This is a genomic window from Candidatus Sodalis endolongispinus (genome assembly GCF_018777395.1).
Classification (GTDB): domain Bacteria; phylum Pseudomonadota; class Gammaproteobacteria; order Enterobacterales; family Enterobacteriaceae; genus Sodalis_B; species Sodalis_B endolongispinus.
On sequence record NZ_JAFJYC010000001.1, the window covers coordinates 1503032 to 1529828 of the forward strand.

Below are 26797 nucleotides of genomic sequence, written 5' to 3' on the forward strand. Positions count from 1 at the left end.
GTGCTGTGCAGGCCGTCCATTTTGGCGCAGGCAGTATCGGCCGGGGATTCATCGGTGATTTACTTCACGACGGCGGTTATGACATTACGTTTGTGGAGAATAATGACGCCCTGAATACACAAATAAAACAGTATAAAGGCTACGACATCTGGCTTATCGAAAAGGGGTATCAGCGCAAATTTATCCCGGTCGCTAATGCGCTGTCGCCGGTTAAGGATCGGGCGCTGGTTGTGCAGAAAATAACGGAGGCGGATCTCATTACGACGGCGGTATGGGCGGATAATCTGCGCCATATCGCGCCGCTCCTTCTGGAGGGACTTCAGGCGCGGCGGGCGGCGGGGAAAAACCGCATCAATATCATTGTCTGTGAGAATGCGCGTTTTAACGGTGAATTGCTGAAAAAAGAAATCGCCGCGCTGGGAGAGCCCGACGTCGATGCCCTGGCCGCTTTTCCCAGCACCGCCGTCGACCGGATGGTGCTGGCCTCTACGCGCAATCAGCAGCAAAGTATTGATGCCGGCGTGGATTACGAACTAGTCATTGATAAAACCAAGCTGATTGCACCGGCGGCGCAACCGCTTCCCGGTGCAGTATATACCGATAATTTACAGCAATACATGGACCGCAAACTTTATATTATCAACGGCGGTCATGCCTGGGCGGGTTATATGGGGCATTTGCAGGGATATGTCACCATGCAGCAAATATTCGCCGACGACGCGCTGGTTGACGCTATTCGCCAGTCGATGAGGGAAACCGCACGATTGCTAAGCGTCATTTATGGTTTTAGCGTCGCAGAGCTGGATGATTATATTCGATTTGTTATCAATCGATTTCGCACACCCGGCGTGGTGGATACGGTACAGCGTGTCTGCCGCTCGCTGATTCGTAAATTATCTGCTGGCGATCGCCTGACCGGCCCTTGTTTACAATGCGAAGAAAAAGGCTTGCCCAATGATTTATTGATTAAAGGCATTGCCGCCGCACTTCGCTATAACGATCCTGACGATGAGCAAAGCGTTATCTTGCATCGCTTTATTGCGGATCATGATATTAGCCGGGCCATTAGCCATTTTACCGGTATACAGGAGAGTAGCGACCTGCATAATAAAATTATGAAAAGTTATGCCGCAGTAGATTTTTAACGCACGATTTATTTAGTAGTCATTATGTCTTTTGCCAACAAAGACGAGCTGCTTATTGCCAAAAATATGGTCGCCATTATTCAGAAAAATAAATCCTGGCTAAGCGAAATAGACGGCGCGGCGGGGGATGGCGACCACGGCATTAATATGAATAAAGGCTTCACGCTGGCGGCCGAGAAATTCACCCCCGAAATGACCATGAGCGAAGCCCTTCTCCTTATCAGCCAGATATTAATGGGCGAAATCGGCGGCTCGATGGGGCCGCTTTATGGCTGCTGGTTCCGCGGTTTAAGTCGCGCCAGCGGCGACCGTTCGGTTATTGACGCCGCCACGCTGCAAACAATGTTCGACAAAGGGTTGAGCGACCTGCGTACATTAACCCCGGCGCAGCCCGGCGACAAAACGCTGCTGGATGTGCTTGTCCCGGCGCTGGAGGCCCTTAACGCGGCGATCGCGACAGTGGCAAGCGAGGAAGCGGCATTAAGCGCCTTGAAAAGCGCGGCGCAGGACGGTTTTGACGCCACGCGCGCCATGCAGGCGCGGATTGGCCGGGCCAGCCGCCTGGGTGAACGCAGTATTGGTCATCCAGACGCAGGCGCAGGCTCATGTTTGCTGCTGCTGTCCGCCTTCGCAGACACGGCAATCTTACTCATCGAACAAGGGAAAGCGCATGCAACGACTCCTGAATGATCCCGACCGCGTGGTGGATGACATGCTCGACGGTTTCTTACGCGTCCATGCCGAAAGCGTACAGCGCTGCGATGAAAACCCGCGGGTTATTACCCGTACAAGCGCAGCGCAGCCCCCCGGTAAAGTGGGGCTTGTCACTGGCGGCGGCAGCGGGCATGAACCCGCTTTTCTCGGCTATCTCGGCGAGGGCATGCTCGACGCGGTCGCCGTCGGCGAAGTGTTTTCGTCCCCTACCGCCAACGCGTTTCTCGCGGCGATCCGCGCTGCCGACCAGGGCCAAGGCGTGGCCTGCTTGTTCGGTAATTACGCCGGTGACAGCATGAACGTTCAGATGGCGATCGCCATGGCGGAGGATGAGCACAGGCGGGTCAGGATAGTAAAAGCCCGGGATGATATCGCCTCGGCGCCGCACCAGGACGCGGAAAAACGTCACGGTATCGCGGGCGGCGTTTTCATGTTGAAGACCGCCGGGGCGCTGGCGCAGCAGGGCGGAACGCTTGAGCAGGTGATACAGCTCGCCGACAAAACTGCGCAACGCACCCGCAGTATTTGCGTCGGGCTGTCGCCGTGCGTGATCCCAGCCGTGGGTAAACCAAATTTTACCATCGCGCCGGGGACGTATGAGTTTGGCATCGGTCATCACGGCGAAGCCGGCCAGCGCGTGGCTCCCCTGGAGAATGCGCAAGATATCGCGCGGCAAATGGTCGACGCGCTGAGGGAAGACTTCGGCCTGCAAGCAGAAAAAGGCGCTTTCGCCATGATGGTTTCCGGTCTGGGCACCACGCCGCTGATGGAGCAGTACCTGATGGCCGGACATATCGTTGACGAGTTAACCGGTCACGGCGCGCAGGTTTGGCGGCTTTACGTCGGCGATTACGTAACGTCGCTGGATATGAACGGCCTGTGCCTGACGCTATTGCTGCTCGACGACGAACTGAAACGTTTCCTGACTTTGCCGGCCGCGCCGCTGGGGCTGGGGCTGGGTCTGGCTTCATTGTAACGACATAAGGAATGAAAGATGAAACTCCAATTGGCATTAGACGAATTACCGCTGGATGAGGCGCTCGCCCTGGCGGAAAGCGTACTCGAGTACGTTGATATCATTGAGATAGGCACCCCGTTCGTGATTGCCCGCGGCATGGAAGCCGTACGCCGTTTCCGTGAGCGTTTCCAGGAAAAGAAAATTCTGTCCGATGAGAAGATCATGGACGGAGGCTATTTTGAAAGCCAGCTCGCCTTCGACGCGGGTGCGGATTATGTTACGGCTTTAGGGGTCACCGATATTCTGACGGTCAAAGGCTGTCTGCGGGCGGCGCATGACAGCGGCAAGGCATTGGTGATTGATATGATTTGCGTGGAGGATTTGCCGGGGCGCATCGCCGAGCTGGAGGCCGCCGGGGTCAAAAATCTGGCGGTGCATACCGGAGCCGATCAGCAAGCTGCCGGGCGTCAGCCCATCGAAGATCTTAAAGTGATGAAACAGCACGCACGCCACTCCGCCATTTCCGTGGCGGGCGGGATTAATAGCCTGACCATCCAGCAGTATGTCGATCAGCAGCCGGATGTGATTATCGTGGGTTCGGCTATTACCAAAGCGGACGATCCGGTGCTGGAAGCGCGACTGATTAAAACGGCGATGCTGGGAGGCGCTCATGAATAAATGCGACAACTTGTTGGCGATCCTGGCGGAGTTAACCGAAGATGCGCAGCAGATCGATAACGACAGCGTACAGGCGCTGGGCGATGCGATCTTGGCCGCCAAACGCGTTTTCGTCGCCGGCGCCGGCCGCTCGGGGTTTGCGGCCAGAGCATTTTCTAATCGCCTTATGCACCTGGGTTTCCAAGTGTGGTTTGTCGGCGAGCCCACGACGCCCTCCATTCAGCAGGATGATTTGCTGATTATCGGTTCCGGTTCTGGCGAAACGGGCAGTTTGGTGACCATGGCGCAAAAGGCGCATAAACAAGGGGCGACCCTCGCCACGCTGACTATTTATCCACAGCACAGCATAGGGCAACTCGCCGCGGTGACGATCGCCATTCCCGGTATCACCGCCAAAAGTGAAGACGCTTCCACCAAAGCGGCGACGGTGCAGCCGACGTGGTCGTCGTTTGAACAGCTGAGCTGGTTGATTTATGACAGCGTCGTGATTCGCCTTAAGCAGCTAACGGGACAGAACGACACACAAATGTTCAGCCGCCACGCCAATCTGGAATAGCGGCCAATGCGCAGCCCTCACGCCAAACCGGAATTACGGCCATCGCGCCGCCGTGACGCCAAGCCGAAATAGCGGCCAACGCGCCGCCGTCACGCCAGGCGCCCCCTCTCCGCCCGCGCGGATGGGGTTTCCGGGCCGCTGCTAAAAAGATCCGCGATGCCTCCCTGAACACCGACACCGCATGCTCCCGATGTGGGCAATGCGCCTACGGTTCGTTGATAAGTGTAGACCGGCAATAGGATCAGGACGACGAAGCGGCCTGTTCAAGGCGCCGCAAGGCAACAACCTCGCAGCCAGCGCGGCATCCTCCTGCGCCAGTACCGCGTCAAAAATGGCGCTATGCTCTCGAAAGGAAAGATTAATCGTTTGCGGATCGTGGCGAAAGGTGTAGCGGCGGAATAACTCCAGCTGCACCACCAGCCTGCGGTAAGTGTCATACAGCGCCGGGTTACCAGTATATTTGACCAGCAGGTCGTGAAACTGGAAGTTGAGCGGCGTGTACACGGCGATATCCTGGCGTTCAAGGCAACCGGCCATCTGCCGCAACACCTCGCGCAGCTGCTCGTCTCCCGCCGGCGTCAGCTGTTGAGCCACCAGCGAGCCGGCTAATGCTTCCAGCGGAATGCGCACCTGATAAATTTGCAGCGCCTGCGCCATATCCAGCCGCCGTATCCGCACCCCACAGTTTTTCTCGAATAACACCAGACCACGTTCTTCCAGCATGTGAAATGCCTCCCTGACCGGGCCGCGAGAAATGCCCATTTCGGCCGCAATCGTCGCCTCACGTAGGGGCGAACCGGGCGCTAATTCTCCCGCGACAATACGGCGCTCCAGCTCAACCTGTACCACATTGGTCAGCGATTGGGTGCGCAACAGGGTAATCGTATCAGGCGTGTTCATAGCACTCTCACATCACATTGAAACGGCGTAGGCAAATAATAGAACAGTGTCGCTTAATTGTAAATTGTCAACAATATGCAATAATCCTCCCTTAGCATGTCACACGACACCTTAATGCTGTTATTGGAGATGAACCATGCTACGCAAATGTTTGGCTTACACCCTGTTGACGCTAACCCTGGTCGGAACGGCGCTGGGCGCTCAGGCACAGACCGTCAGATTGGCGGTGACGGATCTGGTCGGTCTGGAGGAGCTGCAGCGAGAATTTGGGCCCTTCAAACAGGAGCTTGAACGTACTAGCGGTCTGGATATCCAGTTTCTGCCGGTAACCAACCGCACGGCGGCGCTGGAAGCGCTACGGTTTCAAAAAGTGGACTTCGTTCTGGCAGGCCCGGCCGAATATGTGGTGATGCAAAAACGCGCCAACGCCAGCGTGGTGGTGGGACTTTACCGCCATGATTACTATTCGCTCATTGTGGTCAAGGCCGATAGCCCGTATTTCACCGCGCAGGATCTTAAGGGCAAGCGCATCGGTATGGGTTCGGTGGGTTCCACATCGCGCCATTTATGACAACTACAATTACTGGCCGATGCCGGTCTGAACCCGCTTAAGGATACCGCCATCACCAATACCAACCTGCGGTTGGCCTGGGAGGCGCTGAACAATGGCACGCTGGACGCCATCGGCATGGTGCGTTCCGAGATAGTTTCCTGAGCCAAGCGCCAAAGGAACAGCAGAACGCCTACCGCGTTCTCGCCCGCAGCGGCGATCTCCCTAACGATCTGCTGATGGCGGGTGCCCATGTGCCGCCGGAGACTATCCGTTCGTTGCGTCAGGCGATCATCGACAATTCGGCGTCGATTATCGCCAGCATTGGTCAGGGGGCTGAGCATGTTAAGCGCTATCAGGGCATGCGTTTTCTCACGGCGATGGCGGATAAAGATTACAACGTCGTGCGGGCCATGTATCGCACCGCGGGTTACCCAGAATATGCCGACTTCATTGGTGAATGACATGTCAGCCGCCGATCGGTCAGTAAGTCCCGTGGCATTGCGCGTGCGGGGACTGAGTAAAGGATTCGGAACGGGAATGCCTCCCGTTTGGTCAGACGTCTCTTTTGACATCCCTTATGGACAACGCGTTGCCATTATTGGCGGCAATGGCGCCGGGAAAAGCACGCTACTGCGCTGCTGTATGCGCCTGATTGAGCCCGACACCGGCGACGTGCAATTGGCCGGCAAAAACATTATCGGTCTGTCCTATCGCGACCTGGCCAGAGCACGGGCGCGGGTGGGGTTTGTGTTTCAAAAACACAATTTGGTTAATCGGCTTTCCGTGCTGACCAACGTACTGCACGGCGGAATGGCCTGTTCACGTACGCCGCGCATGTGGTTCCACAGCATCGCCACCCGCGAACATCGGGATTATGCCATGCACTGCCTGGAGCAGGCGAAACTCGCACCGCTTAGCGGACGCCGCGTGAACGAACTGTCCGGCGGCCAATCCCAACGCGTCGCCATTGCCCGCGCGCTGATGCAAAAGCCGCGGATAATTCTCGCCGATGAACCGGTCGCCAGCCTGGATCCGCGCGCCGGGGAAGAAGTCATGCAGGTGTTTTCCGAACTCGCCCGGCGCGAATCCATCACGCTGGTATTTGTGACGCATCATATGGCGCACGCGCTGTGCTATGCCGATCGCATCCTGGGATTGCAAAACGCGCGCCTGAATCTTGATGCGCCGGGCCGCGACCTTAATCTTGAACAATTACGAGGCCTGTATGAGTGAAGAACCGCGCGCCAGTCTACCGGGACGATGGACGTCACCGTCATGGCGCCAATCGCTGCTGTTTGCCGCCTTTGTGGTCTTTTTTGCCTGGTCGTTATCTGCCGCAGGGATATCCGTGCCGCAGTTTCTGCGCGGCTTACCGAATATGGCGGTGATAGCCAAAGACATGGTCCCCCCCGCCACGGACCGCGCCCTTCCGCTGATGGATGCGCTGCTGGTAACCTTTCAGATGGCGCTGGTCGGCACCCTCATCGGCATTGTGCTGAGTCTGCCATTAGCGGTTTTGATGGCCAAAAACTACACGCCGCATCCCGCCATCCGAACCGCTATTCGGGGAGCGGTAAGTTTTATTCGCACGGTGCCGGATCTTGCCTGGGCGTTATTTTTCGTCGCCTCGGTCGGTCTTGGCCCTTTCGCCGGGACGCTGACGCTCATCATGGATACGGTCGGCTTTTGCGCCCGCTTTTTTGCCGAAGCCATCGAAGAAGTCGATGAAGGCCCGCCGGAGGCCCTGGCGGCAATGGGTGCATCACGCACGGCCATTATTGTCTGCGCCGCCTTGCCGATGTCGCTGCCCAGTCTAATAAACAGCAGCCTGTTTTCCTGTGAAAAAGCGGTACGTTCCTCGGTGGTACTCGGCTTGGTGGGCGCGGGCGGCATTGGCGCCGAGCTGGCGATCGCCATGTAAATGTTCCGTTTCGATCAGGAGGCCACCATCATTTTGATGATTTTCTTGTTGGTATTGGGCGTGGAACAACTCTCCTCCTATGCCCGATCCTCGCTCCTGACCCCCAGGCGGTAAAACGCCCTTTATCATTGTTTGAAAGGAAAAAGCATGAACCAAACCCTCACTATCAACGGTATACCCTACCGCCATCCCGAACGCCCCGTCGTCGTGGTATGCATTGACGGCGGCGATCCCGAATACCTGCAAACCTATCTGGCGTCGGGGGCAATCCCCAATATTCAACGTTTCATTCAGCGAGGCTATGCGGCGGTGGCGGCCAGCGCCATGCCCTCCTTCACCTGTCCGAATAATATGTCGATTATCACGGGGGTACCCACGTCGCAACACGGTATTTCAGGGAATTTTTATCTGGATACCCACACTTGGGAACCGGTGGTCATGACCGGACCGGAACTGCTGCGGGGAGAGACCGTTCTTGCCGGGTTTGCCAACGCCGGTGCCAAGGTGGTTTCCATTACCGCGAAGGATAAGCTGCGCCGTCAGTTGGGCAAGGGGCTGGACGTTAGCCAGGGCCATATCAGCTTTTCTTACGAATATGCCGACCGCTGTACGCTGGCTGAAAACGGTATCGAGGACGTGTTGGCCTACATCGGCATGCCCAAACCCGACATGTACTCTATGGCGCTGTCGTTGTTCGTGCTGGAGGCCGGTATCCGCTTATTGCAGGACCGCCGTCCCGATGTGATGTACCTTTCCCTTACCGATTTCGTACAGCATAAATGGGCGCCGCAGGAAACCGAGGCGCTGGCATTCTATCGGCAGCTTGATGAGGCTTTTGGCCGGCTAGCGCAGCAAGATATCGTGCTGGGGCTTATCGCCGACCATGGCATGAGCGACAAGAGCAACGACCGGGACGAGCCGAATGTCATCTGGCTTCAGGAAATACTCGACGCCGAGTTTGGCACGGGAGAAACCACGGTCATATGCCACATCACCGACGTCTTTGTCGCGCACCACGGCGCGTTGGGCAGCTTCGTCCGGGTGTGGAGCAAAGGGAACGTCAACGTACAGGCGATAATCGATCGCATTCATGCTATTGAAGGCATCGATTACGCCCTGAACAAAACGACGGCCTGCCGTCTTTTTGACTTACCTGAAGACAGAGAAGCGGACGTGGTGGTGGTGACGAAAAAGAACGTCTGTATCGGCAGCAGTGCCGAACGGCATGACCTTGAAGGCCTTAAAGGTCATCGCCTACGCGCCCGCGGCGGGCGCAGGCGGTAGCGTTAACGCCTGCGGGACCAACTTTCCGGGGCCGTGCAACGGCTCCGGACATCCCTCCGGGCTACAGGACAGCGCTGAGCTCTGCCCGCAGGTGTTCATCAAGAGGCATGAACTCACTGTTAGCAACGCCGGTATCGCGGTTTTCAATCAGCGCTAATTTCACCCCGGGCCAAGTAATGGTGTTATGCCAAACGCTTTTCGCAACACGATACACTTTATGGGGTTGGAGCGGGATAGCCCGCAACGACAACTGGTCATTGTCATCCTTTTCCGCGATAACCAGCGTGCAACGGCCGGCCAGTAAAATAAAGACCTCATCGGTCAGCAGATGACGTTCCAGGCAATCGAGGTTGTGTAAATCGTTTTCAGGCTTCCAATTTTTGATGCCGACAAACCAGCCATCGCTCTCGACCATCATCTTTAAACCGCTGCCTTCATGTTCGGTAATTGTCACCGCGTGATGGCACATAAGCGTCACTCCTTTTAAAAAAGCTCTGGACAGGTTGAGAGAACCCCTGCCAGAGCGCCAAAAATACACCCAGGCAAAACAAATAAAGCGTGCAACAACGACGACTAGAAATTCGCCGCTTTACCGCTGGAACCCGAAATGTAAATATACTTTTGCAAGATATTCTTGGCCGTGGTTTCCATGTTGATCATCATCGTCATAAAATCGACATCGGGCGTTTCTTGCAGTATGGTTTTTAAACCTTCCTTGCAACCGACAAAGGTATCAGTACAGACGTTGATTTTGTTGATACCGCACGCCACCGCCTGCCGGATATTATCTTCTCCGGAATCAGAACCGCCATGCAGCACCAACGGCTTACCGGTCGCCTGCTTGATTTGCGAAATGCGATCGAAATCTATCTTGGGTGCAAGATGTGAAGGGTATTTTCCGTGCACGGTGCCTACGGCGATAGCCATGGCATCGACGCCGGTAGCCTCGAAGAAATACACCGCGTCCTCAACCCGGGTAAAGAGATCCAGCTTTTTCTCATCAGCGTTAGCCGCTTGACCGATAAAACCGATTTCACCTTCCACCGTGACATTCTGCGAATGGCATAACGTCACGACCTCTTTGGTGCGACGAATATTCTCTTCCAGCGGGTATTCGGAGGCATCAATCATGATAGAAGAAAATTGGTGGCGAAAAGCATGCGTAATCCGCTCATAGTCTTTGCCGTGGTCAAGATTCAGCGCAACGGGTACCGTTGCCCGCGCGGCTAACGTCCTGACGATACCGGAAATGATTTCGCCATCGCCATGTTTACTCATTTGCCCCTGGACAATATTAATGATGATCGGTGCATTCTCTTCCTGTGCCGCCCTGATTGCACCGCGCACTAATTCCAGGTTAATCACGCTGGCAGAGATCACCCCGTAAAAAATGTTTATTTGCATCGTCCAATATGGTTTTCATGGTTACATACATAATATTACCCCAATAGTGTTTATTGACTTAAGGACAGTTAGGCAATAGCGATTCCGCTTTCTGATAAATATCAAATAGCCGTAAAGTATCTAGCAATATGAAAGCGGGCTTTACTAAAGCGCCATTACCTCATCACTTCTTTTTTTCAATTCACGTTCCAGGTTAGCAATTTCGCAAATCGACATAATATTCGCAAGCCAATCGATATCTGACGTCTGTGCGCTTTTGGCTACCAAATATTTGACTTTTGAAATATTCAACGGCGTCACGCTTAATTCATCGACGCTTGCCGCTATCAAATAAGGGATCATCTTTTCATCAGAGGCAATTTCACCGCAAACGTGTACCGGAATGGCATGCTTACGCGCGGATGAAATAACATGATTTATCATGCGCAAAACGGCAGGATTATGCGGACAATATAGATGCTGGGTTTTACTGTTATTACGATCGCTGGCCGTAATATATTGCGTCAAATCATTACTCCCAATGCTAAAGAAATGACAGTGGGCGGCAAACACATCCGCCATTATTGCCGCCGCCGGCGTCTCAATCATGACTCCCAGAGCAATATTTTCATCAAAAGCGATGCGCTCCTGCCGTAGCCGTGCCTTTTCACGTTCCAATTGCGCTCGGGTGGCGAACAGCTCTTCCAGCGTCGTCACCATCGGAATCAGGATCTTTAGCTGGCCAAAGGCTGAAGCCCGCAGAATAGCCCGTAATTGACAAGAGAGGACGTCTGGATTTTCCAGACAGTAACGTATGTTTCGATGCCCCAAAAACGGATTCTCCTCCGCCGGGATACCGATATAAGCCGCCTGTTTATCGCCGCCGATATCCAGGGTACGGATGACAATTTCTTTTTCCGGCATCATTAAAGCCAGTGTTTGGTAAAAGGTAAACTGCTCGCTCTCGCTGGGAAATGCATCGCGGTTCATATACAGAAATTCGGTACGCACCAGGCCAATGCCATCAGCGCCTTGCTCCAGGGCCTTTTGCGCCTCGCTCAGAGCGGTGATGTTAGCACAAACGCTGACCTGTCCCGGTTGGAGCGCTGCCGTCGAGACGAAGCGCTTCATTTGTTCCTCTTTCTCGGCGGCCGCCTTCAGCATTTGCCGGTATTGCGCAAGGCAGGTTTCATCCGGATCGATATAAAGTCTGCCCCTGTCGGCATCCAGTACCGCCCACTGCCCGTCCGTAAACTCGTCTAAAGCCATCTCGGCGCCGACAATGGCGGGAATACCTAACTCTTTCGCCAGAATGACGGAATGCGAGGTAATACCGCCACCGCAGGTCACAAATCCTTGCAATTGTTCTGGCGTATAAACCAGGGTATCGGCCGGTGTCAATTTCTCGGCAATGATAATCCTTGCCTCCTGGGGAGCGGGAGATTCCGTTTTGTCAGCAGAGCCCAACGCCGCAATCAGCCTGTGTTGTACGGCACGAATATCTTCTGCCCGCTGGGCTAAATAAGCCGATTGGGTTTTGCTCAATCTACAGCACAAGCGCTCGGTTTCGAGAGCAACGGCGCGCTCTGCCCGCTCTCCGGCATCGATATACTTTTTGATGTTATCGAGATAAACCTCGTCATCTAGCATCAGCCAATAGGCTTTGTAAATCTTCGCCATCTCTTGCGAATAACGTTGTTGCGCCTGTTCATGATAATCAGACATCGTTTTCAGGCTCTGACGCTGAGCCGCAAGCAAGCGTTGCCATTCATCTGCAGGCGTGCCTTTTACCTCGGCGGGGAGCGACAGCGTTGCCGGACGGATGATCTGTATTTTACCGATTGCCATTCCCGCCGCTGCTCCAATGCCCTGTATGCTGTACATGGTGACCCTCGAATGTAATAAATGAATGCCCTGATGCCGGTTACTGTTTGATGCTGATTTCAAAATCATCGATTTCCGGCTCATCTTCTGCATCCGATTGTGCATCGGTAGCGGTTAATACCGGCTTCAGGATGGTCAGGACGGCGGCGGTAATGAGGCTACAGAGAATCAGCACGGCGACGAAGCCCCAGGGATTACCCATAATCGGGATAACGAAAATGCCGCCATGGGGAACCGTACTGGTGACATTCCACAACATAGTCAGACCACAGGCCGCGGCGGCCCCGGCCATACACGCAGGGATAACCCGCAGCGGATCAGCGGCGGCAAAAGGCAACACGCCCTCGGTGATAAAGCATAAACCTAGCGGAAAGGCGGCCTTAGCGGCATCAATTTCCCCTTGGGAATAGCATTTACGCCGCGAGATAAATACCGAAATCGCCACGCCGATAGGCGGTACCATGCCGGCGACAATTTTGGCCGCCTCGGGACCATAGATCCCCTGTGCCAGCATGGCATTCGAGAATAAAGAGGCTGATTTATTAACGGGAGCACCCAGATCAAAACCCATCATGGCGCCAATAATGGCCCCCAGTACCATTCTGGATCCGCCCATCAGGCTGCTCATCCAATCGATAACCGCGGCCTGCGCTATCGCCACCGGTTTGCCAACGATGAGATAAAAGGCCAATCCGACAACCAACGTGGATAACAACGGGATGAACAATACCGGCATCAAGCCCTGCATGCTGGACGGTAATTTGAGAAAACGTCGTATCGCCAATATCACATAACCGACCAGAAAACCCGCCAGCATACCGCCCAAAAAGCCGGCCTTGATTTCCAAAGCGATAAAACCCAAGATCAGACCTGGCGCTATCCCCGGTCTTTCAGCAATAGAATAGGCAATCCCTGCGGTCAACACCGGGACGACCAATCCCATCGCCACTACCCCAAGTTGATTAATAAACCAGGGCACCGTCTCGGTGGCATTAGCAACAAAAGGGCCACCACAAATTTTCGCGATCGCCATACACAATCCGGCAGCTACTACCACCGGGATCATATAAGATACGCCGGTAAGCATGTGCTTTTTAAAACCGATACCGTAAGTCATTTTATTGCCTCATCAATCATATTAGCCGTTAGCCATTTTTTCCTGAATTTTCTGGATCAGGGACTTAGGTGACTTTACAACCGTTGCGATTGGCACTTCGACCACATGCTTGTTTTTAAATCTCTCCGGGCCGCCGATGCAGATATCTGTCGCCAAAATGACGATATCAGCATTGGCGATATCCTCGGCGCTCAGTTTATCGTCAACGCCAATTGAGCCCTGCGTTTCAACTTTTATATTATGACCCAGGCTAATCGCCGCCTGGATTAATTTTTCTTTTGCAATGTAGGTATGGGCAATGCCCGCAGTACAGGCGGTAATTCCGACGATGTTCATATCACACTCCGGATTAATTAAATATAGAGATCAATTCCTCGGCCGACTTCGCCGACAACAGTTGTGCACAGACTTCTTCCTTGCCAAGCATGCGTGCAACCTGCGACATCATTTTGACAGAATAATCATTCTTATCTTTCTTATTCACCGCAAATAAAATAACGACTTTTACCGGGTTACCATCCAAAGATTCCCAATTAATTGGTTGATCCAATAAACCAATGGCGATACAGGTATGGGCGACAAACTCGGATTTCCCATGAGGAATCGCGATATAACCACCAATGCCAGTCTTGCCCTCGCGCTCACGTTGATAGACATCTTGGATAAACCTTTCACTATCCTTAACTGCGCCATCTTTTTGCAATAACGCCGCCAACATGCTAATGGCTTGCTCTTTGTTTTGCGCTCGCATGTTGACCTGTATGGCATTTTTATTGATAACATCTGAAAGTATCATAATGACAACCTTAACGTTAATCCGCTACAAACATCCTGTTCATTACTGCACGGCATTAAGCAAGCGGGTGAGATACGAAATCGCAAACGCCTCGTCATTCCCCTCCGCCATAATGATAACCTTATCATTCTTGCATGCCCCCATGCTTAACACCGAAGTAAAACTTTTGGCGTTGAATGTTTCCCCATCCTTTTCAAGCGTGATTTTGCTTGTAAAGCTTTTGGATTTATCAACGAGGTCCGCCGCCGGTCTGGCATGTAATCCCTATTCACTCTGAATTATGACTTCGTGGGTTTTCATCCTCTCCCTCTCTTTTCAATGTTGGCTGATAAAATAATGGTATAATTCCCCGGGCGTTTTGCATTGCCGCAGTGCTTTCATGGCATACTCATTGTCCACTAAACGCGCTAACATTGAGTAGAAACCGGCGATACTACTATCTATTTTACCGTCAGCCGCTTTTTTAAAAGCGACAAGTATAATAACGTCGCACGCTCGCCCTTCTTGCCAATAGACGGGCGTCGCTAACCGCGTCAGGGAGATAAAATTTTGTTTGACCAGAACCGGAGCGCCGTGAGTTAACACCACGCCCGCCGCAATCTCCGTCGAAAAGATTTTCTCCCTTGCAAGAATTGACTGAAGATAATCGGGCTCAACGAGCGCCTGCGCCACGGCGGCATGACACAGGGTGGTCAATAGCGTCCCTTTATCCATTGCGCCTTCCATGATGAAGGTCATCTCTGGCAATATGTAAGCTTGAAAGCGCTTTGCGGTAACTTTCCCGTGCGACAGAACACTTTCCAGCATTTTGCTTTTCTGCATTTTTTTCACGGCGTCCTTGATGACGGCGAGGTCATAAGGCAGCAAGACATCGTTTACCTGGACCGTGGTTTCTTTAGGCAAATTCACGGGAACGGTAGCGACGACCAAATCACAAAATTTGCTATCAAGGCGGTACATTTCCCGGACTGACAAGATGTCAACAATCTCAACCTGAGTTATGGCACGCTGGATTTTCTGCGCCACAAATTGTGAAACACCGATACCATAGTTACATACAATCGCAACGCGTATTTTTTCATGGATAAACTTTGCGCATTCTTTATGCAAAGTGTGATGAAACCAATTTCATGATCGGTAAAGGCGGTGCCGTATTGTTTCTCGAAAAGGCGGATAAAATATTCAATCTCCAGAAAAAGGTCCAAATAAGAAAGATTAACTTGCCTGACCAAAAGCTGAGCGGACTCAGTCTCTACGTTGTTCATTTTGAACGTCAGCCGGAAAATCATCTGGCGGATCAGAAGAATCAACCTTGATAATAAAGACTTATCGCGCACCAACTCACCGCTGACTATATTGCTCAGTGAAAGGATAAACCGCTGTGTAACCTCCATGATGTCCGGCGGTGAAGAGATAACCTGTTCTATTAAATTTTTTTCTTTAATTTCATTAAGCTCACAGCATAAAAGACAGGCGGTTATGTAATGGCGCTCCAGCGTGGCGGAACGTCCACCGGCCGCGATTTTCAATTGCTGGCAGAGATAAATCGCCATTGCCTGTTCTGGACTAGCATTATTTGTTCTTAGATAGGCCGTCGGCAGCAAAGAGTCAGGGTCGCTGGTTTTATCCTGGCGGCTTACCGCCAATAACAGATTGACGATTAACCAAACAAAGGCATCATATGTGTAGTGAACAAAAAAATGATTTTATAAGCTATCCAGCGTTTTTATCACCGGATCGAAATAGTTCATTTCCTTTTTAAACAGTACCTTAATCGCCAGATAGTCACTTTCATCCAGAGAAATGTGATGCCTTTCATGAATTTCTTCTAATGCAGCAGCATCTTTTTTTAGCCGGCTTTTCAATTCAAGAAATAAATGCCAGTAAACCTTACGTAAGGCTGCCTCGCTGGCCTCCAAAGAATAATAAGTTTCACTTTTATGCAACCTTACCTCAAACCGGGCTAACCACTGCTCCGCCTCTGTCAGGTATTTCTTAAGCCCGCTTTTATCTAAATACGCACCATCGGCCAATTCCTGCAACGTCACTTTTGTCATCGTCAGCAGCATAACCAGCACACGCGCCAATCTACTTTGAATACGATTATCTATATGTTTATCAATAAACGTCGCTGAAATTTTATCAAAAGCAGCCCTGTCGACATCAAGAAAAAAGCCCTTGTTAGTTTTAGCGAAAAGCTTACCTATGTTATTGTGATGAATTTCATGACCAATAATATTGAGTTCACTTCTGACTGTTTTTTCCGAGAATGCAATCTCATCGGCAATATCTTTTACCGTGATAAAATCTCTCACCATCCACAGGATTTCTATTATCTTTCTTTGTCGGACAGTAAATAGCATCACGGTAATTACACCTTAACCCTACTATCGTCAGGTTGTTGCTTTTTCCTTCGCGGGAATCATCTTGTTTCCTCAATATTCATTATTGATATTACCAGCACGTTCAGGGATAGCAAAGCGACCTGAGGGCATAATATTTTCACATTCGGAAGATTTTTCCATATTACAGAGATCAAGATCACGTTTTAAATTGAAAAAAGCTAATTATTTAATTGGCCGTCACATTTTTTTCATTTCAAAGAAGCGTAGTCGCTTGTTGTATCACAAAAAATGGGATAAGCCGGCCTGGCTTTTTTTAAATTTACCATCCCATTATCGGCCGACGCCGAGCCCGCGCTATTGCGTCGATTTTCATGGCGTAGGTGGCAAACTGCTTTAATGGTCCGCTGGTGCAGCGGCTGACCGAGCGCCACGCGGGCTTAGGAATACGCCAAGGTCTTCGCTCGAGAATGTGACAGACCTTCATCAGCCATAAGCGCCAAAATAACGGTTACAGCCAGCGATGGGGAAGGGAAAGGAAAGGTTGAGAATCTTATCAGCGCAGCCGGCGCCCAGAAGAGGTTGTAGGCTGTGCCATCAATAAACACGTCGATGACGGTTACAGGCGGCAGCATAGGTCTGCGGGAAGGTCAACTCGGCTGGGACCGGGACTGGAGCTGGAGATGGACATGAAGAAAGAGAGGGGGCCAGGGATGGGGTGAACATCCCCGCGGGCCAACGGCGGCCAGATTTTACTGCCATTTTTTTAGTAAAATACTGGCGTTAACGCCGCCAAAGCCGAAACCGTTCGATAAGGCGTAGGTCATAGGCCAACTTATCGCATCGCCGCTAACAAGATTCAGACCGTCGGCAGCGGGGTCATGGTGGTGTAAATTCAGCGTCGCAGGCACCCGCTGGTCCCTTAACGCCAAGGCGGTAAACGGCGTTTCTATACCGCCTGCCGCACCTAACAGGTGCCCCGTGGCCGATTTTGTCGAGGTAATCGCCAGGGCGCTGTTTTCGCCAAATAAGCGTTTAATAGCATTAATTTCGCCCAGGTCGCCGACAGGTATCGAGGTGGCATGGGCATTAATATGCTGTACTTGCTCAGGGAAAATATTCGCCTGACGCAGTGCCTGCGACATCGCGCGATAGGCGCCATCGCCATCTTCCGGTCCAGAGGTCATGTGGTAGGCATCGGCGCTGGTACCGTAGCCGACTATTTCGGCGATAGGTTCGGCGCCGCGCGCCAAGGCATTTTCCAGGGCCTCTATAACCAGCAGACCCGCGCCTTCCCCCATGACGAAACCCTCGCGATCGCTGTCAAAAGGTCGCGATGCCTGTTCAGGCAGATCATTATAATGGGTGGCCACGGCGCGGGCTACGGCGAATCCCCTCAGGCTGACGCTATTCATAGCCGACTCGGTGCCGCCACACAGCGCGCTATCCGCTTCATGACAATGAATTAATCACGCGGCATCGCCAATAGCCTGTATTCCTGCGGCGCAGGCGGTGACGGGGGCGCCTAGCGGACCTTTAAAGCCGTAGTTAATCGACACCTGGCCTGCCGCCATATTTGCCAGAAATGAAGGAATGGTGAACGGCGATAACCGCCCGGGTCCCCGGCTAGGACCGCATTGGCGATAGCCGGAAAGCCGCCGATTCCCGTTGCGATAATGGTCGCGGTCCGCTCCTGCTGCCGTTGCCCAGCGGCAATCCAACCCGACTGGCGCAGCGCCTCTTCGGCGGCGGCGAGAGCGAAAAGAATGAAGCGGTCCATCTTTTTCTGATCTTTGAGGGCCACGACGCTTTCAGGGTTAAAACCCGCCAGCGGATCGGCAATACTATCCGGCACGCTGCCGCCGATTTTTACCGGTAACTGCGCGCCAATCTCCTTCGGCAGCGACCGTATCCCGGATTGACCCGCCAGCAATCTCGACCAGATAATTTCCACGCCGCAGCCCAAAGTCGAGACGGCTCCCATTCCTGTGATAACGATGCGACGGTTCATTCTGTATTCCCAAGGTTAGGCGAGCCGGCAAGGGAGAGCGAACCCTGCAAGTTTTTTAGCCGCCGTTTCATACTCTCTCCGGCTTTCGGCCCCGGCACCAACGTCAGGTTATCCAGGGTCAACATTTCTTGACTAATTTTATCCATCAACACGGGCGCCACTGGCAGGCCCGTTTGCCGGTGCACGGGCACCACCGCGATATCGTCACGGGCAAACGCCGTGTTACCCCAATGCAGCAGACTGATAAGCACCGGGAAAAACGCTTTGCCGCGGGGCGTAAGCAAGTATTCATATCGCACCGGTCGGCTTTGATACGGGTGCTTATAAAGGATGCGGTGCTGCACTAAATGTTTCAGCCGTCGGGTAAGCATCGTCGGCGATAGTTGCAGGCTTTGCTGAAACTCATCAAATTCTGTCAGGCCATGAAAAGCATCGCGCAAAATTAGGATGCTCCACCACTCTCCCACCAGCGCCAATGACTGTGCGATAGGACAGTCGCTATTCTCAAACTGCGTTCGTTGCATTGCGCTCCGCCTGTTCTCATAAATACTGCAACCCTAGTAACTACTATAAATGTAGTAACTATAAAGTCACTTTAGCGTACAAGTGTAAGCTAAACAAGTCTGACCTGTAGGGAGCAATGATGGCGGTAAGAATCGCCTTAATCGAGGGGCGGGATCACGCCCTCCGCCAAGGTTCGGAGCAGCCGCGCGCGCCGCCGCTCAAGTCCGGCAATCTGCGCTTCAATGTCGGCCAGCCGCTTACGCTGTAGCGCCGTTGTTTCACTGCAAGCGCCGGCACCTTCAATCAGCCGCATACAATCGGGGAAGGCGCGGATTTCCGCCAGGCTGAAACCGGTTGCCAGCATGCGCTGAATTTGTCTGACCTGAGTAATCGCCGTTGTGGGGAACAAGCGATAACCGTTACAGGCGCGGAAGGAAGCCAACAACTGATTGGCATCATAATGGCGGATGGCGCGCACGCTGACGCCCGTGACGCGCGCAAGTTTACCGATGGTCAGCGGAGTGGCGTCAGCGGTTTTTTCCATAGCATTGACCTGTTCTCATCTTCTCTTGACCCTGACATTGATATCAGGCTTAACACTGGAGGCTCCCATCCTACAAGCGAGTTTTATCTATGTACAAACTTCTTTATTCACGTCAGCTGTATGCCTTGCTGATGTACCTTGTTTTCCTGCTGATCCAGGACCAGGTGTTGGCGCAAACCCGTCTTTATACCCTTAGCGCGCCAGACGGCGTCAAAATTGCGGTGCAGGAGGCCGGTAACCCCCCGCCGGGTCGCCGGTGATTTTTATTCACGGCTTACTGGGGAGCCATCTGAACTGGGATGCGCAAGTCAACAGCCCACTTTTGCAGCACTACCGCCTGATTACCTATGATTTGCGCGGGCATGGCCTGTCCGGTAAACCGGCGTTGGGCCGATGAACTCGCCACGGTGTTGACGTTAACCCAGGGGCAAAAAGCCCTCCTGGCCGGCTGGTCGCTGGGGGGGACGGTTATCAGTAATTATCTGGCGTACTATGGCGACAGCCGATTAGCCGGCGCGTTATATGTCGACGGTGTGATAGAGCTGACATCCTCGCAGATCCCGCCGCATTCGCGCGTGTATCGCGATCTGACTTCGCCGGATTTGCGTACCCATCTGGATGCGGAACGGGATTTCCTGCGGCTGTGTTTTTATCATCAACCCGATACGGTGACCTTTGAACGCTTACTGGCCAATGCCGCCACGGCCGCCTGGGATATGCAAAAGGTCATTCAATCGCTGGATGTCGCTGCGCCGCAGGGCTTGGGCCGCGCCAATATACCGGTGCTGTTATTGTACGGCGGCAAGGACGCACTGGTGGATCCGACAGCCGCCATCGCCCGGGCCAAAGCGCTGAATCCGCACATCCGCAGTATAGTTTACGCCAACGCCGGCCATGCGCCATTTATTGAGGAATCACAGCGGTTTAATCACGATCTCGCCGCGTTTATTGCCGAGGCGGGACACTAGGGATCCCTATCGTCGCGCATCGGCCAGGCTGGCGTGTTCACCTCCGGTGACAAATATTGCCGGGTATAAGGTATTCATCTTCGGCGATAGCTATTGCCCTGGGGGTATTAGTCTTCGAGAGCAGGTATTGCCCGGACTGACAATGGCTATCCAACGTTAAAGGTCGCCCGGGCTGACAATGGCTATCCACCTTACGGGTCGCCCTGCCCGGCGCATTGACATTCAGCGCCCCATAGCGATTGGGGCTGGCGCCGTGCGGCGCAGAGCGTTTATTACGGGCGGCCCACCACGCCAACCCGGGGGACTACTCATTCCCTTGAGCGTGCCATTGTACAGTGTCATTAAACCACGCCATGACCTGCGAGAGCGTTGCCGCAATGTGACGCGTAGACTCGCCGGTGACAATGATTTCCGCCAGAACCTGGTAGCTATCGGCAAACGCAGCGCCGTTTTGATAAAATACGTTGTAATTGACCACGTCAGGAAAAGGACAGTGCGCGGGAAGATTTTCCACCCGCGCCTGGGGATAGCGGTTCGGTATAATAAGCCAGCCGCTCAGCCGGCCGTTTCGCTTGCCAAGACACGTCAACGCCTGCGGCTGACCGAGAATAGATTTGAAGGCGATTTCCTTCAGGTTAAGGCCGTAAACGGTTTCTATCGCCGGAATTACCGGCCCGCCGCCTGCTCGAGCGGCAATTTCGCACAGTTTCAAATCGCCATGCCGGTCCTCGAACACCTCGGCGTGAAAAACGAAGTTTTGCGGCGAAGGCAGTGCCGCTATGACCTGCTCCACATAGCGCTTAAGCGGCGCGGCAATGGCTTCGTCCTCCGACAGCATACTGCTGGCAATGGCCTCACCCTGCTGAAACCCCATACAGGGCGTGAGATAGCGCGAGGGAGAAATGAATTGGATCGCGCCGTGCTGTAGCAGACACAAATAGCCGGCGGAGGGCACAAATACCCCCCATTGCAGTGGAATGGTCAGTTTGGCTATCTGCCGGTTATAACCTGCGCCAAACAGCGAGAATTTTAAAATCTGCGCAAACACCTCAAAAATGACACAGGCTACCGTGGCGCGTAACAGCGCGATTTGCCCGTCGAGCAGCGTGGCATCGTGGAGGAAAAATGACATCACAGTGATCGGATCTAATAACAGCAGCAATTGCGTGGCAAACAGGGTGATCCCGACCAACAGCGCCGCATTTCCCCAGCGGCCGTCCTCCCGGCAGCGGCCCGCGCCAAGAGATTTGCTGATGAATGCCGCCGAGGCCATACCAATACCGATTAGCGGTGTGACGCTGAACAGCATCAGGTTATTCAGCACCGTGATGATCGCCAGCGGTGCTGTCCCCATCCTGCTGGCGATAATAAACATCACGGCGAAGCCGCCCGAAAAAAACAACTGCTGTACGCCGGCATACCAGGAAAGACTGACGATGGGTTTTAACTGAGCGGTCAAAGAGTGGACGGTGTAAAAGCGATATTCCGCGTCCAGCAAGTGACCGCTGAGAAAAAACAGCAGCGTACCCATATACCAGGCGGCGACGGTGCCGAGGCCGGCTCCCCTGATACCCATACCTGCCGAGACCAGTGTGTAGCCGATAATGAAATTGCACAGGTAGATACCGATGATGATGAGTAGACTGAAACGGTTTTCTCCCAGTCCGCCGAAATAGCCGCGAAAAGCCCGCACACAGCCAATCGCCGGCGCCGCGCACATCAGTATTTGTAGATAGGTAATACAATTCTCAGCCAGTTCGCCGTCAGCCACTATCAGCCGGATAACGCCGGGTACCAGCGGAATGGCCAGCATAATCAGCGCACCGGCCAACAGCGCCACCATGCAGGCGCTGTGCAGCGCATCCACCGCCTGCTGCACACTGCCTGCGCCCAGATTGCGCGCCACCAGGGTCTGCACGCTAATCATAATGCCGGTGACGGTGCTGGTAAGGAGAGAGAAAATAAAGCCGCACAGCCCCACTGCCGCAACGGCGGAAACGCTTATCCTGCCCACGATAGACATATCGATCAAACTGTTCAGACTTTGCGAAAGCATCAACAAAATGAAAGGAACGGCCGTTAACGCCACTTGTTGATAACGGTACTTGATATTCGCGATTGCCATATCAGGGTTCCAAAACAGTAACGCCGGGAAGCTGCAGTAACTCCAGCAGAGTATCGCGATCGCTTTCTTGACCGATGGAAGCCCGGATCCAGCACGGCATCCCGAACGGAGCACAATCACGCACCCGGATCGCATTGGTTTGGGCGCGGGCCAGCAGCGCTTCGCTACCGAGCGGCGGCTTAAAGCAGATGAAATTGGTGGCGGTAGGCAGATAGTCGATTCCCCCTGCGTCAAACGCCGCCATGATCCCCCGAAGCCATCCCCTGACGCAGGCGACGGTATTGTCTACCGCACCGAGTGTGAGCACTTCTGCCACCAGCCGCTGAGCGAAACGATTTACTCTGAACGGTAACGCCTGCGCCGAGCGGCCAACCGTGGCGAAGCCGACCCTTAGCCCGGCCAGACCGAACGCTTTGGAAAACGTTCTCAGCATTATCGCTTGTGCGCCTTGACGTATCGCCGCCAGAATCGAATAACGCGTTTCGCCGGCGAAGTGAACATAGGCTTCATCGATGATCGGGATAATATTATTCTGATTCATACTGTCGATAAACGTCGTCACCTCCCGACTTTCCATCACCGTGCCGGTGGGATTATGGGGGTTGCATAAAAAAGCCAGCGCCGCGCCACTGCCGACGCTTTGCCGGTAGGCCTGAAGATCGCAGCGGCCACGATCTAGCGGCACCCACAGGCAGTGTCCGCCGGCCAGTCGTACTGCGGCTTGATAACCGGGAAAAGTTGATTCACTCAATAGCGCTTGCCTGCCGTATTGCAAAAAAGACAGGCAGATTAATAAAATGATTTCGTCTACCCCGTTGCCAAGAAGCAGCTGATCGGCGGACAAGCGGTAATGACGGTCGATGCATTCCGTGGCGACCTGGTTTTCTGGATCGGGATAAATGCTGATTCGGGCAAATTCTTCGTTGAAGCAGGTTTGCAGGGGGTGTACGACTTTAGAATCGGTTTCGTTAAGATGCAAACGGTGCCGCACGTGCCGATCGCAGGTATTAAAGGTGGGCAATCGGGTCATGCTACCTCCCGTCGCGGCGGTATAAAATACCGAAACAAAAACTACCCAGACCGGCTTTTCTGGTAATAAATTGATGCGTTGCACCGGCGGGAACATGGATAACGCTGGGCGATGAATACGTTTTCACACCACCCTGTATATTGACGTCAATCACGGCCTCCCCTGGCACCGGTGAGATAAGTAAATAAATTTCATCTACCTCATGCCGATGCGGCTCAGCAACGGGCTGGCCCACTTGCAGAGAAATATCGCCCCCCGCCAGTTCAAACGGCAGTCCCCCAAACATGTTTGAAGTCAGGAAATAAGGCACCGGCTGATGATGACCCGTGACGTGATGAAAAATTGGCAACTGGCAATACGCTTTCTGCTGTTCCATATCGGCCTCATTGCAAAACAAAAAGATAGGTATTGGGGACATTCAGATAGTGGGTCGCCATTATGTTAAACCCGGCGGCAGCGAAATAATTTTCATAGTCGCTTTTTTTGAACAGTTTGATTTTCATCAGGCTATGAACGTATTCAAAACCGTAAACGAATATGGGGCTTTCATCAGACAGGCTTTGTTCTTCCGATATGAACGTGTCGGCAATTAGGAATTCCCTTACGTTGGGGAACGTGCTGCGGAGTTTTTTCAATACCCATATCGGGTCTTCAATATTGAAGAGATCATGCATCATAATGAAAGTCATCAGGGTATCCGCCTGTGCAAAACGCTGTTGCAATACAGGATCCTCTACCGCTTGCAGGACGTTCTGATTATAAAGCCTGATCCTGTCCTGCAGTCCGTGGCGGAGAATATTTCGCTGCGCATCGTCTATAGCCTTGGCGCTGACATCAATGCCTATCCCCGTCGCCTCCGGGAACACCTTGCACAGGCTAATCAACGCACCGGCATTCCCGCTGCCCAGATCGGCGACGCGCTTGATGGGGTGCCGACGAAACTCGGTGGTAATGATATCCCACATAAACGACTGGTTCGCCAGACGCGACCCCTGCGCTACGTTGCCGCCGAGGGCGAAGGCGTGACAGCCTTCTCCCTCGGCGGCAATCGGGTAGGGATATTTTCTGAATAGCTCTCCATATCCCCCTACCGCCCATATAAAAAAACCGATATTTTTTTTAAATATCCTGACCAAGTTGTGTTAGCGCTAATTGATCCTCACGTTGCCGTCTGAATATCCCACATTTGATGCCAAAGGTGATTAACGTATCGGCCCATTCGGGATGACTCTCCTCCAACAACGAGTTATGGATTGTCCTCAAATTGACGTTTTCATTATTGGTAAACAGTTCCAACACACCGGTTTTACCGAGATGGTAACACACCAAAAATGACCAACCTTGTTTCCGTTGGATGAGACAGTTACCTTCTTTCAAATAACACTAATTAATATTGTATTATATTTGATGACAATTTGCGATCGATAAGGAAATAATAAAAATCCTCATATTGTCTTTTATAGATATAGCATGTCATATTTAATTAAATATGTGATGCATCTCTTAATTACACTTAAGCAATCACCTTTTTGTATACTTAATTCCTTTTTCCTAAAGATAAGTAAATTTCAGGATTTTGTGAATATCAAAGCTTATTACTCACTTCATTATTGATTATAATTAATTAATAATATAAATTAATTTTAAAACATTTTATCTGATTCTTTTAGTGTTAATAATAAATAAGATGTCTTTTGCCTGGCGTTTCGCCATCACGCTGAAACAAGCATTGGCATGGATTTTAGAATGTAGGCTGACAAGGGGGATGATTTGCGAGGCGCTAATGATAAACGCAGTGAAGTGGCTGCTTTCTGCTATCACGCGTGCCGCGGGCCGGTTTTGGCACGTCTTCATTGCACCTCAGGCGGGTGCCCCAGAAAGTTACAGCAAAACCGGCCACAGGAGACTCAACACACCTTGACTGAAAAAGTAAAGACAGTACCCGCATGAGAGGATGAGTGATAAAAAAACAGCAAGTTATGATAACTTGCTGTTTTTTTCATAAGACCTGTCTGGACATCGTCTAACAAGCCTTAGGGGAATATGGTCGGCGAGAAAGGATTCGAACCTCCGACCCACTGGTCCCAAACCAGTTGCGCTACCAAGCTGCGCTACTCGCCGAGGTGAAACGCTGCGCATGCCACCGTGAGCAAGCTCATACCGGGTGTAAACGGGCAGGTAATACTGGCAAATCAAGGATGTGGTGCGAAGAGAGGGACTTGAACCCTCACGTCCGTTAAGACACTAACACCTGAAGCTAGCGCGTCTACCAATTCCGCCACCTTCGCATGCCCACTAATAATGGGGTGACTGATGGGACTCGAACCCACGACAACTGGAATCACAATCCAGGGCTCTACCAACTGAGCTACAATCACCATTACTGATTACTATTGCAACGCGGCATTAGACTTACCACGGCTCTGCGGCACAAATGTGATGGTGCGCCCGACAGGATTCGAACCTGAGACCTCTGCCTCCGGAGGGCAGCGCTCTATCCAGCTGAGCTACGGGCGCGTAGCGCCATTGTGGATAGTACGGATTTACGCGCCGGCTGTCTAGTGATTTTTCCGAGAAATGATGCGTTTGGTTACCCTTTGCTCACTTAGGTCGGCGGCGCGCCTTTTCTTTCCACCGGCTACAGGCGTCCGCTAATATGATAGCCCAGATAACGTAAAAGTTTAAGCTGACGCTGCAGGCGCGATGGTTGGCTCAATAACCGGTAAAGCCACTCCAGACCGAGATCCTGCCATCCCTTGGGCGCACGCTTGACGTGACCGGTAAACACGTCATAGGTGCCGCCCACGCCCATATACAGCGCCGCAGGATGCTCTCGCCGAATTGCCTGCATCAGTTGCTCTTGGCGCGGCGACCCCATGGCAACGGTGACAATAGCGGCCCCGCTGGCGCGGATGCGTGCTATCAGGGCCGGTTGCGCATCGGCGCTAAAATAGCCGTCCTGCCGGCCGACGATGTTGACATTCCAGCGTGCGCGCAGTTGCGCCTCGGCCTGCATCAACACCACCGGGCGGCCGCCGACCAAAAATACCGGCACACCTTCCCTGCCGGCGCGTGCCATTAAATCTTCCCATAAATCCGCCCCTGCGATGCGGCTTACCTCGGCATGGCGATATTTACGGCGGATCGAGCGCACGATGCTGATGCCGTCGGCATATTTGTATTCCGCTTGGTCGAGCAGCGTTTTCAGCGCCGCATCCCGCTCGGCATTGAGCACTTTTTCGGCGTTAATCGCCACCAGCGTGCCGGTTTTCGGCCGTCCACCTGCAAACAAATAATCGACAAATTCGGCCCGATCGCGAAACCCACAAATTGACAGACCGCGGATGTGATAGTGGGGTACCCCGTCGTTATTATGCATTATGT

The 26797-nt window shown here is 52.9% G+C and carries 31 protein-coding genes, 4 tRNA genes and 2 pseudogenes; 14 read left to right on the top strand and 23 right to left on the bottom strand.

Annotated features, from left to right (window positions below):
- Positions 1 to 5 precede the first annotated feature (5 nt).
- Genes JZM24_RS07280 through hxlB form a run of 5 tightly spaced genes read left to right on the top strand, consistent with a single transcriptional unit; the run spans position 6 to position 4051 of the window.
- Positions 6 to 1145 (top strand): mannitol dehydrogenase family protein, encoded by a 1140-nt coding sequence (locus JZM24_RS07280; RefSeq protein ID WP_215669179.1) that lies wholly within the window; start codon positions 6 to 8, stop codon positions 1143 to 1145.
- Between the two features lie 24 nt (positions 1146 to 1169).
- A complete protein-coding gene (dhaL, locus tag JZM24_RS07285; protein WP_215669180.1) occupies positions 1170 to 1835 on the top strand; it encodes a dihydroxyacetone kinase subunit DhaL in 666 nt (221 codons plus the stop codon).
- On the top strand, positions 1816 to 2835 hold the full coding sequence (locus JZM24_RS07290) for a dihydroxyacetone kinase subunit DhaK (protein ID WP_215669181.1): 1020 nt from the start codon (positions 1816 to 1818) through the stop codon (positions 2833 to 2835). The genes dhaL and JZM24_RS07290 overlap by 20 nt, the downstream gene beginning before the upstream one ends.
- A gap of 18 nt (positions 2836 to 2853) precedes the next feature.
- Positions 2854 to 3495: a 3-hexulose-6-phosphate synthase gene (hxlA, locus tag JZM24_RS07295; RefSeq protein WP_215669182.1), complete on the top strand. Its 642-nt coding sequence runs from the start codon at positions 2854 to 2856 to the stop codon at positions 3493 to 3495.
- Complete coding sequence (gene hxlB / locus JZM24_RS07300) at positions 3488 to 4051, top strand: 6-phospho-3-hexuloisomerase (RefSeq protein ID WP_215669183.1); 564 nt, start codon at positions 3488 to 3490, stop codon at positions 4049 to 4051. The genes hxlA and hxlB overlap by 8 nt, the downstream gene beginning before the upstream one ends.
- A gap of 141 nt (positions 4052 to 4192) precedes the next feature.
- Here the strand turns inward: hxlB and JZM24_RS07305 are convergent, their stop codons facing one another.
- The gene (locus JZM24_RS07305; RefSeq protein ID WP_215669184.1) at positions 4193 to 4951 is read right to left on the bottom strand and encodes an FCD domain-containing protein; all 759 of its coding nucleotides are present in this window, start codon (positions 4949 to 4951) and stop codon (positions 4193 to 4195) included.
- 136 nt (positions 4952 to 5087) lie between these two features.
- On the opposite strand from JZM24_RS07305, the gene JZM24_RS07310 reads away from it, so the two are divergent.
- The 6 genes from JZM24_RS07310 (at position 5088) to phnA (ending at position 8709) form a co-directional block, all read left to right on the top strand.
- Positions 5088 to 5522: a PhnD/SsuA/transferrin family substrate-binding protein gene (locus JZM24_RS07310; RefSeq protein ID WP_215669185.1), complete on the top strand. Its 435-nt coding sequence runs from the start codon at positions 5088 to 5090 to the stop codon at positions 5520 to 5522.
- 218 nt (positions 5523 to 5740) lie between these two features.
- Positions 5741 to 5965 carry a substrate-binding domain-containing protein gene (locus JZM24_RS18525; protein WP_246579908.1) on the top strand — a complete coding sequence of 75 codons (225 nt, stop codon included), beginning with the start codon at positions 5741 to 5743 and terminating at the stop codon, positions 5963 to 5965.
- Positions 5966 to 6041: 76 nt separating this feature from the next.
- Positions 6042 to 6737, top strand: coding sequence for a phosphonate ABC transporter ATP-binding protein (locus JZM24_RS07315; protein ID WP_246579909.1), 696 nt, complete (start codon positions 6042 to 6044; stop codon positions 6735 to 6737).
- Complete coding sequence (gene phnE, locus JZM24_RS07320; RefSeq protein WP_246579910.1) at positions 6730 to 7425, top strand: phosphonate ABC transporter, permease protein PhnE; 696 nt, start codon at positions 6730 to 6732, stop codon at positions 7423 to 7425. Before JZM24_RS07315 ends, phnE begins: the two co-directional genes overlap by 8 nt.
- Positions 7426 to 7539, top strand: a complete 114-nt coding sequence (locus JZM24_RS20040) for a twin-arginine translocase TatA/TatE family subunit (RefSeq protein WP_512699061.1) — start codon at positions 7426 to 7428, stop codon at positions 7537 to 7539.
- Positions 7540 to 7572: 33 nt separating this feature from the next.
- Positions 7573 to 8709 (top strand): phosphonoacetate hydrolase, encoded by a 1137-nt coding sequence (gene phnA, locus JZM24_RS07325; protein WP_215669187.1) that lies wholly within the window; start codon positions 7573 to 7575, stop codon positions 8707 to 8709.
- Between the two features lie 61 nt (positions 8710 to 8770).
- On the opposite strand, the gene JZM24_RS07330 is transcribed toward phnA, so the two are convergent.
- The 13 genes and pseudogenes from JZM24_RS07330 to JZM24_RS07390 form a co-directional block, all read right to left on the bottom strand.
- Positions 8771 to 9178, bottom strand: coding sequence for an ureidoglycolate lyase (locus JZM24_RS07330; RefSeq protein WP_215669188.1), 408 nt, complete (start codon positions 9176 to 9178; stop codon positions 8771 to 8773).
- A 104-nt stretch (positions 9179 to 9282) separates the two neighbouring features.
- Positions 9283 to 10113, bottom strand: a complete 831-nt coding sequence (locus JZM24_RS07335; protein ID WP_215669189.1) for a class II fructose-bisphosphate aldolase — start codon at positions 10111 to 10113, stop codon at positions 9283 to 9285.
- A gap of 144 nt (positions 10114 to 10257) precedes the next feature.
- Positions 10258 to 12069: a phosphoenolpyruvate--protein phosphotransferase gene (gene ptsP, locus JZM24_RS07340; RefSeq protein WP_215669190.1), complete on the bottom strand. Its 1812-nt coding sequence runs from the start codon at positions 12067 to 12069 to the stop codon at positions 10258 to 10260.
- Positions 12017 to 13093 carry a PTS fructose transporter subunit IIC gene (locus JZM24_RS07345; RefSeq protein ID WP_215669191.1) on the bottom strand — a complete coding sequence of 359 codons (1077 nt, stop codon included), beginning with the start codon at positions 13091 to 13093 and terminating at the stop codon, positions 12017 to 12019. The genes ptsP and JZM24_RS07345 overlap by 53 nt, the downstream gene beginning before the upstream one ends.
- A gap of 21 nt (positions 13094 to 13114) precedes the next feature.
- Positions 13115 to 13429, bottom strand: a complete 315-nt coding sequence (locus tag JZM24_RS07350) for a PTS fructose transporter subunit IIB (protein ID WP_215669192.1) — start codon at positions 13427 to 13429, stop codon at positions 13115 to 13117.
- 13 nt (positions 13430 to 13442) lie between these two features.
- Entirely contained in the window at positions 13443 to 13889 is a 447-nt protein-coding gene (locus JZM24_RS07355) for a PTS sugar transporter subunit IIA (RefSeq protein WP_215669193.1), read from the bottom strand.
- A gap of 42 nt (positions 13890 to 13931) precedes the next feature.
- Positions 13932 to 14141, bottom strand: a pseudogene (locus JZM24_RS19680) (HPr family phosphocarrier protein); the annotation flags it as partial.
- Positions 14142 to 14204: 63 nt separating this feature from the next.
- On the bottom strand, positions 14205 to 14915 hold the full coding sequence (locus JZM24_RS07365) for a PTS sugar transporter subunit IIA (RefSeq protein ID WP_312884942.1): 711 nt from the start codon (positions 14913 to 14915) through the stop codon (positions 14205 to 14207).
- Entirely contained in the window at positions 14888 to 15535 is a 648-nt protein-coding gene (locus JZM24_RS07370; RefSeq protein ID WP_215669195.1) for a PRD domain-containing protein, read from the bottom strand. Before JZM24_RS07370 ends, JZM24_RS07365 begins: the two co-directional genes overlap by 28 nt.
- Positions 15536 to 15595: 60 nt before the next feature.
- Positions 15596 to 16252 carry a helix-turn-helix domain-containing protein gene (locus tag JZM24_RS07375; protein ID WP_246580011.1) on the bottom strand — a complete coding sequence of 219 codons (657 nt, stop codon included), beginning with the start codon at positions 16250 to 16252 and terminating at the stop codon, positions 15596 to 15598.
- A gap of 731 nt (positions 16253 to 16983) precedes the next feature.
- Positions 16984 to 18242, bottom strand: a pseudogene (gene fabF, locus JZM24_RS07380) (beta-ketoacyl-ACP synthase II).
- Positions 18239 to 18766 (bottom strand): winged helix-turn-helix transcriptional regulator, encoded by a 528-nt coding sequence (locus JZM24_RS07385; protein WP_215669197.1) that lies wholly within the window; start codon positions 18764 to 18766, stop codon positions 18239 to 18241. Before JZM24_RS07385 ends, fabF begins: the two are co-directional and overlap by 4 nt.
- A 137-nt stretch (positions 18767 to 18903) precedes the next feature.
- Complete coding sequence (locus tag JZM24_RS07390) at positions 18904 to 19290, bottom strand: MerR family transcriptional regulator (RefSeq protein ID WP_215669198.1); 387 nt, start codon at positions 19288 to 19290, stop codon at positions 18904 to 18906.
- 89 nt (positions 19291 to 19379) lie between these two features.
- Here JZM24_RS07390 and JZM24_RS19390 point away from each other — a divergent pair, with 89 nt between their 5' ends.
- From JZM24_RS19390 to JZM24_RS07395, 3 genes are read left to right on the top strand one after another with little or no spacing between them, the layout of a single operon-like run.
- The gene (locus JZM24_RS19390) at positions 19380 to 19550 is read left to right on the top strand and encodes a hypothetical protein (RefSeq protein WP_312884943.1); all 171 of its coding nucleotides are present in this window, start codon (positions 19380 to 19382) and stop codon (positions 19548 to 19550) included.
- A complete protein-coding gene (locus JZM24_RS19395) occupies positions 19547 to 19687 on the top strand; it encodes an alpha/beta fold hydrolase (RefSeq protein WP_312884945.1) in 141 nt (46 codons plus the stop codon). The genes JZM24_RS19390 and JZM24_RS19395 overlap by 4 nt, the downstream gene beginning before the upstream one ends.
- On the top strand, positions 19638 to 20258 hold the full coding sequence (locus tag JZM24_RS07395; protein ID WP_312884946.1) for an alpha/beta fold hydrolase: 621 nt from the start codon (positions 19638 to 19640) through the stop codon (positions 20256 to 20258). Before JZM24_RS19395 ends, JZM24_RS07395 begins: the two co-directional genes overlap by 50 nt.
- Positions 20259 to 20562: 304 nt before the next feature.
- On the opposite strand, the gene JZM24_RS07400 is transcribed toward JZM24_RS07395, so the two are convergent.
- The 9 genes from JZM24_RS07400 to wecG all read right to left on the bottom strand — a co-directional run bounded on the left by JZM24_RS07400 (position 20563) and on the right by wecG (position 26792).
- Complete coding sequence (locus tag JZM24_RS07400) at positions 20563 to 22383, bottom strand: MATE family efflux transporter (protein ID WP_215669199.1); 1821 nt, start codon at positions 22381 to 22383, stop codon at positions 20563 to 20565.
- Between the two features lies 1 nt (position 22384).
- Positions 22385 to 23413: a pyridoxal phosphate-dependent aminotransferase gene (locus JZM24_RS07405; protein ID WP_215669200.1), complete on the bottom strand. Its 1029-nt coding sequence runs from the start codon at positions 23411 to 23413 to the stop codon at positions 22385 to 22387.
- A gap of 1 nt (position 23414) precedes the next feature.
- Positions 23415 to 23789, bottom strand: coding sequence for a cupin domain-containing protein (locus JZM24_RS07410; protein ID WP_215669201.1), 375 nt, complete (start codon positions 23787 to 23789; stop codon positions 23415 to 23417).
- A 7-nt stretch (positions 23790 to 23796) separates the two neighbouring features.
- The gene (locus tag JZM24_RS07415; protein WP_215669202.1) at positions 23797 to 24549 is read right to left on the bottom strand and encodes a methyltransferase domain-containing protein; all 753 of its coding nucleotides are present in this window, start codon (positions 24547 to 24549) and stop codon (positions 23797 to 23799) included.
- Positions 24550 to 25457: 908 nt separating this feature from the next.
- A tRNA-Pro gene (locus tag JZM24_RS07420) sits at positions 25458 to 25534 on the bottom strand.
- 80 nt (positions 25535 to 25614) lie between these two features.
- Positions 25615 to 25701: transfer RNA gene (locus tag JZM24_RS07425), tRNA-Leu, on the bottom strand.
- A gap of 14 nt (positions 25702 to 25715) precedes the next feature.
- Positions 25716 to 25791: transfer RNA gene (locus JZM24_RS07430), tRNA-His, on the bottom strand.
- Between the two features lie 62 nt (positions 25792 to 25853).
- A tRNA-Arg gene (locus JZM24_RS07435) sits at positions 25854 to 25930 on the bottom strand.
- Between the two features lie 121 nt (positions 25931 to 26051).
- Positions 26052 to 26792 carry a lipopolysaccharide N-acetylmannosaminouronosyltransferase gene (wecG, locus tag JZM24_RS07440; RefSeq protein WP_215669203.1) on the bottom strand — a complete coding sequence of 247 codons (741 nt, stop codon included), beginning with the start codon at positions 26790 to 26792 and terminating at the stop codon, positions 26052 to 26054.
- Between the last annotated feature and the right edge of the window lie 5 nt (positions 26793 to 26797).